The organism is Microcoleus sp. D3_18a_C4, assembly GCF_036702415.1.
Taxonomy (GTDB): Bacteria; Cyanobacteriota; Cyanobacteriia; order Cyanobacteriales; family Microcoleaceae; genus Microcoleus.
Map to the genome: position 1 here is coordinate 1 of NZ_JAUBTI010000170.1, position 8,028 is coordinate 8,028.

Annotated in this window: 8 protein-coding genes; 5 read left to right on the forward strand and 3 right to left on the reverse strand. The window is 46.5% G+C overall.

Features of this window, described 5'->3' with window-relative positions; all coding sequences use genetic code 11:
* Positions 1–788 (forward strand): RluA family pseudouridine synthase (locus QUB16_RS32225; protein WP_333322387.1); only part of this gene is annotated, 788 nt, incomplete at its 5' end.
* Positions 789–890: 102 nt separating this feature from the next.
* On the opposite strand, the gene QUB16_RS33740 is transcribed toward QUB16_RS32225, so the two are convergent.
* Positions 891–1,010: a DUF6883 domain-containing protein gene (locus QUB16_RS33740; RefSeq protein ID WP_445251185.1), complete on the reverse strand. Its 120-nt coding sequence runs from the start codon at positions 1,008–1,010 to the stop codon at positions 891–893.
* A gap of 259 nt (positions 1,011–1,269) precedes the next feature.
* Complete coding sequence (locus tag QUB16_RS32230; protein WP_333322389.1) at positions 1,270–3,792, reverse strand: EAL domain-containing protein; 2,523 nt, start codon at positions 3,790–3,792, stop codon at positions 1,270–1,272.
* Between the two features lie 303 nt (positions 3,793–4,095).
* On the opposite strand from QUB16_RS32230, the gene dapB reads away from it, so the two are divergent.
* The 3 genes from dapB to QUB16_RS33745 all read left to right on the forward strand — a co-directional run bounded on the left by dapB (position 4,096) and on the right by QUB16_RS33745 (position 6,134).
* Positions 4,096–4,923: a 4-hydroxy-tetrahydrodipicolinate reductase gene (gene dapB, locus QUB16_RS32235; RefSeq protein WP_333322391.1), complete on the forward strand. Its 828-nt coding sequence runs from the start codon at positions 4,096–4,098 to the stop codon at positions 4,921–4,923.
* A 101-nt stretch (positions 4,924–5,024) separates the two neighbouring features.
* Positions 5,025–5,735, forward strand: a complete 711-nt coding sequence (locus QUB16_RS32240; RefSeq protein ID WP_333222443.1) for a phosphate ABC transporter permease — start codon at positions 5,025–5,027, stop codon at positions 5,733–5,735.
* Positions 5,736–5,996: 261 nt separating this feature from the next.
* Positions 5,997–6,134 carry a DUF4160 domain-containing protein gene (locus QUB16_RS33745; RefSeq protein WP_445251186.1) on the forward strand — a complete coding sequence of 46 codons (138 nt, stop codon included), beginning with the start codon at positions 5,997–5,999 and terminating at the stop codon, positions 6,132–6,134.
* A gap of 90 nt (positions 6,135–6,224) precedes the next feature.
* On the opposite strand, the gene QUB16_RS32245 is transcribed toward QUB16_RS33745, so the two are convergent.
* Positions 6,225–7,445: an RNA-guided endonuclease TnpB family protein gene (locus QUB16_RS32245; protein WP_333322393.1), complete on the reverse strand. Its 1,221-nt coding sequence runs from the start codon at positions 7,443–7,445 to the stop codon at positions 6,225–6,227.
* A 92-nt stretch (positions 7,446–7,537) separates the two neighbouring features.
* Here QUB16_RS32245 and QUB16_RS32250 point away from each other — a divergent pair, with 92 nt between their 5' ends.
* On the forward strand, positions 7,538–7,876 hold the full coding sequence (locus tag QUB16_RS32250) for a DUF2442 domain-containing protein (protein WP_333322395.1): 339 nt from the start codon (positions 7,538–7,540) through the stop codon (positions 7,874–7,876).
* Positions 7,877–8,028: the final 152 nt, after the last annotated feature.

The window sequence follows — 8,028 nt, forward strand, 5'->3', positions numbered from 1 at the left end:
TTGCGGGCGGGCTAGAAGCCCAACCCCTACTCCCCACAAATCATCATATTTCTTGTGGAACGGGCATCTTGCCCGTTGCGGGCGGGCTAGAAGCCCAACCCCTACTCCCCACAAATCATCATATTTCTTGTGGAACGGGCATCTTGCCCGTTACCGAAATACTACCGATTATCTATGAAGACAAATGGTTGATTGCGGTCAATAAACCCTCTGGTTTGCTGTCAGTTCCAGGTCGTTATTTTGAAAATCAAGATAGTGTTTTCAGTCGTTTGCGTAACTTGTTAGCTGATAGTTTTAATTTGACAGTCGTGCATCGTTTAGACTTGGAAACATCTGGGATTTTGCTATTGGCGCGGGACAAAGAAACTAGCAGTCAACTCAGGCAGCACTTTGCAAAAAAGCAGGTTCACAAAGTTTATGAAGCGGTGCTTTCGGCTACTGTAAAAATTGATGCGGGGACGATCGAACTCCCACTTTGGGGCGATCCAGAAAATCGCCCTTACCAGCAAGTCAATTGGGAATGCGGAAAGCCCAGTGTTACTCGCTTTCAGGTAATGGCGAGGGAGGGAAATTGCGATCGCGTCGAGTTTTTGCCACTGACGGGACGCACGCATCAATTGAGGGTTCATGCAGCGGATGTTCGAGGGTTGGGGATACCGATTTTGGGCGATCGACTTTACGGATGTCGGGCTGCTGCGAATCGCCTACACTTGCACGCGCGGGAACTTTCGTTTGAGCATCCGCAGTTGGGAGAAAGGTTATACCTACAGGCAGAAACACCATTTTGAGCTAAGGGCGATCGGGCAACGATCAATATCTGTAGAATAACAAGTAATTGCTTCAGCCTCAAGAGTTTTAGTTGAAATCTGTGCTAACAGTAAGTTATAGTTTTATTCATTTAATCCTAAACGACGCTGAAATATTACAGCTTTATCGCTACCGACAGCGTTATCAAAATTAAGAGCATACTCTGTTAAGTTTCGAGGATCGATAACGAGATGGCTGACAATTTATTTCAGCTTCATGTTTGTTGACCTAGCAGTAATTTTAGCACCTAACATATTAGATATCTGCTTTGGGAACCCGATCGACTTTCAATTTTAACTCTAACGTATAGCGGTTCTCAAGCGTGGTGAGGTATGCCCTATGCCCTATGCCCTATGCCCTATGCCCTATGCCCTATGCCCTATGCCCTATGCCCTATGCCCATGAGTACCTCATATGAGAGCTCGAAAGGCTATACAATAACTAATAACTAATAACCCACAACTACCACTGCGGCTCGGAAGCCATCAAAGCAGTCGCAGCCTCGCTGGGTAACGGCTTAGCAAAAAAATAACCCTGACCATATTCGCAGCCGATCGACCTCAACCTAGCTAATTGTGCCGCCGTCTCCACACCCTCAGCAATCACATCCATACCCAAAGCATGAGCCAGCGCCACAATCGTCCGCACGATCGCCACATTCTCCCCCTCGCTTTCGATCTCCATCCGCCCCACAAACGACTTATCAACCTTCAAAGTATCCGTAGGAAATCGACTTAAATAACTCAACGACGAATAACCCGTGCCAAAATCATCAATTCCCAACTTGACATTAAGCTCCTTCATGTGCTTCAAAACCGCGATCGCCGACTCCACATCCTCCATCACCACACTCTCAGTAATCTCCAACTTCAAACTCTCGGCACTCAAACCCGTTGTTTCCAAAATCACCTGAATGCGATCGACCAAATCCGGCTGGGCAAACTGCTTCCCAGATAAATTTACACTCATAATCAAAGCTCGATCGAAACCAAACATTTCCTCCCACAGCCGCAACTGCCGGCAAGCCTCCTCCAGCACCCACTCACCCAGCGGCACAATTGCCCCCGTTTCCTCAGCCACGGGAATAAACTTCATCGGCCCAATCAAACCCCGCAGCGGGTGTTGCCAGCGTACCAAAGCCTCAAACCCAATAATCCTCCCGCTTGCCAAAGATACAAACGGCTGGTAATGCAGCAAAAACTCCTGACGCTTGAGGGCCATCCGCAAATCAGTTTCCAACTGCAACCTCTCCACCGCCAAAGCGTGCATCGAAGCATTAAACACCTGATACCTTCCCGTTCCCAAAGCCTTCGCCCGGTACATCGCCGTGTGGGCGTCCCGCAGCAAGTGTTCCGGCTGTTCGCTGAGATTAGCAGCGGGTTCGCCCCCGATGGCAATCCCGATGCTTGCCGTCACAAACACCTCCTGCCCCTTCAACTCAAAAGGCACAATTAAAGCTTGGTGAATTCGAGTGGCCAAATCCACGGCACTAGCAACATCAACATTCCTCACCAAAATCGCAAAATCATCACCCCCCACCCGCGCCACAGTATCTGCACGGCCAATACTTGCCCTCAACCGCAGCACCACCGCCATCAGCAGTTCATCCCCCACCAAATGGCCCAAAGAATCATTAATCACCTTAAACCTGTCTAAATCCAGAAACAGCACCGCAAACAGATAGCTGCGGCGGCCCCTAGTATTGGCGATCGCCCGCCCCAGGCAATCCACGAACAAATCCCGGTTAGGCAAACCCGTCAGAGAATCGTGAAAAGCATCGTAAAGCTTCCTGTAAGCACTGACACCCACACCAGTCACCACCAAACCTAAAGCCGGCGACACCAGCGGCACCCACCCACCCCCAGTAAAAATCCCATAACTAATCCCCAAAAGTCCCATCAATGCAGCACCCCCAGCCAATCCCGCCCTCCCCGGATGCTGAATCCGCCAAGCCAAAACCCCGCCAACCATCGCCCAAGCACAGTTCCACAAAATTTCCGCCCATTCTGGCCACACCCAAAACAGCGATCGTCCATCCAAAACCGCACTCAATATTTGGCTGAGCATGTGCGCGTGCAGCAACACCCCCGGCATTTTCGGACTTTGCTTTTTAACCGGGCTGTAAGGCGACAAAAACAAATCTCTGGTACTCGGTGCCGTCGTCCCGATCAACACAATCTTGTCCTTAACCCAGCTTGGTTCAATTTCTCCCTTCAATACCTGCCTGATACTGACTTGTCGCGCCACCTCGTTCGCAGAACGGTATTTGAGCAGAATTTGGTAGCCTTTGGCGTCGAGATTTGCATAGCCACCACTGTCAGAAGTTAAAGGCACAAATTCTGCCTTTCCCCAGTTGATTTTGTGGGGATGAACAGCGCTATTTTTCTGCTGTACTCTGTCTTTGAGATACAGCAAAGCCACTTGCAGAGAAAACGATAAAGCAATCTTTTTGTCTGGTTGCGAGACTGAGAGCAAATTGCGGCGTACAACACCATCAGGATCGAGCACGAAGTCGTTAAAACCAACCCGATCGCGCGGTATCCCCGGAGGCGCAGGCACTCCCGGACTTTCTGAATCGCTCAATTGGTCGATCGCCACAACATTCGGTGCTTTCAGCGCGGCCAGCAATTCTTGGTGTCCCGGCGCTTGAGGCAAATCCCGGTACAAATCCAAACCGATGACTTTTGGCTGATACTTTTGCAGTTTTGTCAAGGTTTGAGCGATCGTCTTGTCGGAAATCGGAAATCTCCCCAAAGCTTGAATATCGGCTTCAGAAATTTCCACTACCAGCAGCCGCGGATCGGGGCCGGAATCTGGCTCCAAGCGCACTAACGAGTCAAAACTCCCCAATTCCCAGCTTTGCAGGCCTCCCAACTGCCGAACTCCCATATTCAGCAGCGTTACAGTCGCGCCCACAAGCATTGCAGGCAAAATCCTGACCCGTCGGTTTTGAGAACTCAGGTTGAGGCCAGTTGCCACAGACATGACATATCGAAGATTTCGAGAGAATTTGGCAGTCACAGAAAAAATATGTCGGTGCAAATTAGCTTTGCACAAGTCTGTTCTAACAGAATTGAGCTTAATATGAGATTGAATGTAATTTTTTCAGAACTTGTGCCGCAACCGAGTTTCTTTAAGCTAATTACTCGATGCAGGCAAAGTATTTCTCGAATGGGAACCTGGTTTTTGAAGATTTGCCGACAAATCCTGTCTTTCATTCCTTGTTTACCCAAATTCGCACAAGCGTTAAAATTTAGTCGATCGAACTTTCAGGATATTTTTGAGATTATGGCGAATCAACTTCCGATTCCGGTGATTGTTAACGGTGCTGCAGGCAAAATGGGCCGCGAAGTAATCAAGGCGATCGCCCATGCTAGTGACATGACTTTATTTGGAGCTGTAGACCGCTCCCCGTCGTGCCTCAACGCCGATGCCGGGGAATTAGCCGGATGCGGCCCGTTAGAAGTTCCCATCACTGACGACTTGCAAGGAATGCTGGTATTAGCAGCTCAGGAAAAGCAGTTAGGGGTGATGGTAGATTTTACGCACCCTTCGTCAGTTTATGAAAACGTGCGATCGGCAATAGCTTACGGCATTCGTCCAGTAGTCGGCACTACCGGATTGAGCAGCAAGCAAATTGAAAACTTAGCTGAATTCGCTGATAAAGCGAGCACTGGCTGTTTGATCGTACCCAATTTCTCGATCGGCATGGTTTTGCTCCAACAAGCCGCCGTCACGGCATCTCAGTATTTTGAACACGTAGAAATTATCGAGCTCCACCACAATCAAAAAGCCGACGCCCCCAGCGGCACAGCGATTCAAACTGCCCAAATGCTAGCAGAAATGGGAAAAACTTTCAATCCGCCAGAAGTTGAGGAAACGGAAAAATTAGCCGGTGCTCGGGGTTCAGTGGCCGATGAAGGGATTCGCATTCACAGCATCCGTTTACCCGGTTTAATTGCCCACCAAGAGGTAATTTTTGGTGGCGCCGGTCAAGTTTATACTTTACGACATGATACGAGCGATCGAGCTTGTTATATGCCCGGAGTGTTGCTGTCTATACGCAAAGTCTTGGAATTGCGATCGCTCGTTTACGGCCTGGAAAAAATACTGTAGGTAATTGGTAATTGGTAATTGGTAATTGGTAACTTGTTACTACTGCCAACTGCCAACTGCCAACTGCCAACTGCCAACTGCCAACTGCCAACTGACTAATTATGCTAATTCCCTTAACCCGCGAAACCTTTCAAGAACTAATTCCCGCCGTCGCCACGGGAGCGCAATACAAATATATCTGGGGAAAACCGCCCGATTTTTTGAGGCGAATGTTAATCTCGGCAGTCAGCGTAGTTTTCCTCCTCGTAGTTTATAACTTCGCCGGTTCCGATGTCGCGCCGCTAGTTTTAATCACCGGATTGATAGCTGGTTTGTACTGGCTGTGGGGGCCGATTTTGTGGGCGAGTTTGCGGAATGCAGAATGCCGCAAATATCAATACTGCGGTTTTTGGCAAGGACGAGTTTTGGATATATATATTACAGATGAAGTCACAAGTCAAGAAGAAACAGTCAATCAAAAAGGACAACTCGTAATAGTTGACAACCTAGAACCGCGAATTAATTTAGAAGTCGGCGACAAAACCGGATTTACTACTACACTGCGAGCTCCCTTGCGGAAAGATCACCAAGGAATTGTCCCCGGCCAAGCTGCTTTAATGTTAATTATGTCCAATCAAGAAGATTTAGGCAGAATTGCCAAAGTTTCAGATATTTATATTCCCAGCCGTGACGTGTGGGTGAGCGACTATCCTTATTTACGCAGAGATTTGTTTGTCGAGATGAGCCAACAGATTAAAAAAGGTAGGAAAAAAGACCGCGATCGCACTAATCAAAGCAGAGATGTAAAAAGGCGATCGCCCGCTGATTATTAATCTGGATAGTAGCGACAAATTTAAGAGCGATCGCCAGTTAAACTTAGGACAAAATTCACTCTTATACCAGCTAATGCCTACGGTTCTTCAGGTTGGCCCCTACAGTTTCATCTTTTTTAGTTCCGATCGAGGCGAACCAGCCCACATTCATGGGGAGCATCTCATATTTGCAAAAACACTTCTTTCTTCTTCCTTGTGACTCTTTTCTCCTGGCTCCTGACTCCTGACTCCTAATTCCAATTTCGAGCTTTGCTGCTTTCATTGAGATGCTCCCACATTCATGTTAAGCGCGATCGGCAACTTGCCAAATTTTGGATGAATCCTGTATCTCTAGAAAAAAATCGAAGCTTCAAAGAGCATGAATTAAACCAGATAGCTCATCTTGTAGAGGAATACTAACAAACATTGTTGGAGGCTTGGGATGACTACTTTGGTACTTGAAACAGAACCCCTCTTGACATCCACCCCGGCCGTACCGCGGGATTCCATCTATTCAAGCCAGTCAAAAATTGACAATTGCTTAAATTCTGGTGGGTTGACGCTTCTTTGGGTGCTGCTATCCTGGGATAGTCTTATGCTTCCTCCACGCCCGTTTAAAGTCTCCGAAAGTCCTCCGGCGACTAAAATGTTAGTTGCGGCGTTAATATCCCTATCATGAGACGTGCCACAGTTGAGGCAAATCCATTCTCGAATTGAGAGATCTAATTTCCCGATTTTAAACCCACAACAAGAGCAGGTTTTAGAAGTCGGTTCCCATCTATCAATGACTCGAAAATCTCTGCCATATTTTTCTGATTTTGCTTCTAGGAAAGTTCTAAATGTTCTCCAACCTAAATCAGAAATTGCACGGGATAATTTGCGGTTCCTAACCATTCCTGACACATTTAAGTCTTCTAACACAATCGTTTGATTCTCACGAATGAGTTGAGTTGATAACTTGTGCAGGATATCTGTGCGAGTATCAGCTAGTTTAGCGTGAAGTTTAGCTAACCGCTTTCGATAAAATTCATGTCGTTTAGATCCTTTGGTTTTCCGAGATAGAGATTTAGATAACTTTTTCAGCTTCCTAATCCTTTTCTTTAGGGGTTTGGGAGCTTTTATTTTTTGTCCGTTACTCAGAGTTGCAAAGGTTGAAATTCCTAGATCGATACCAACTGAACTATCAGAAGATGGCAAGACTTCGGGTTGAACTTCCACGACAAAACTGAGGAAATATCGGTCAGAACTGTCCTTGATGATTGTGACTGAACTGGGTTCTGAGGGCAACTCTCTTGTCCAAATCACCTTAAGCTTCCCAACTTTCGCTAAATAAACCTTCTCACCTTTGATGGAAAATCCTAGTTTAGTGAATCGGGCGGATTGTTGAGATTTCCGCTTTTTAAAACGAGGGGGTTTAACTTTTTGTCCCTGACGTTTCCCTTTACATGAATTGAAGAAGTTTTGGTATGCTTGCTCTAAATCGTTTAAGGATTGTTGTAGGGGAACTGCTGAAACTTCTGATAACCATTCCCGTTCCTCTAACTTCTTAGCTTGAGTGATAAATTGCTTTTGAAGTTCGGCATTTTTCGGTTTCTTTTTGCCTCCAATATATTCAGAAATGCAAAAACCTAGACTATCGTTCCATACTACTCTGACACACCCAAATAACTTGGCTAACGCCAATTTATGAGAGGGTGTCGGATAGCATCGGTAGCGATATCTAGCTTTCATTTGTTTTTGATATTTACTGTCTTTATCTTAACATAAACCAGAAGAAAAAGCCGTCCTAAAAGGACGGGGCTTTAAACCCAAAATTTTCGGTAATTAAAGTCACGGTGACAGATGAAAAAGTAATTGTGGACTTAGCTGATGGTCGCAGTTTGAGCGTGCCCTTAGCTTGGTATCCCCGTTTGTTGCACGGTACCCCGGAGGAAAGACATAATTGGCATCTACTTGGAGATGGTTATGCCATTGAATGGGTTGATTTAGACGAACATATTGGAGTTGAAGGTTTGCTAGCGGGCCGACGCAGCAGTGAAAGTCAACGATCGTTTGAAAGTTGGTTAATTAACCGCAAGACTGATCGAAATAATCCAGAACGACTAATACAGCATATTCGGTGGTTGATGAAGTACAGTAGCCGCTATATTTATATTGTGTGAGTGCGATTCGTTTAACCTAAATGGGTAGCAATACTCAGGGAAGGTTAGCCTAACCAACTGGTTAGTATAACTGAGTACACATCTAGGTGCAGGATTCACAAGTCCCTAGTCCTAGTCCGCAAGTGCAGCGGTAAAAGCATATCCCCTATTTT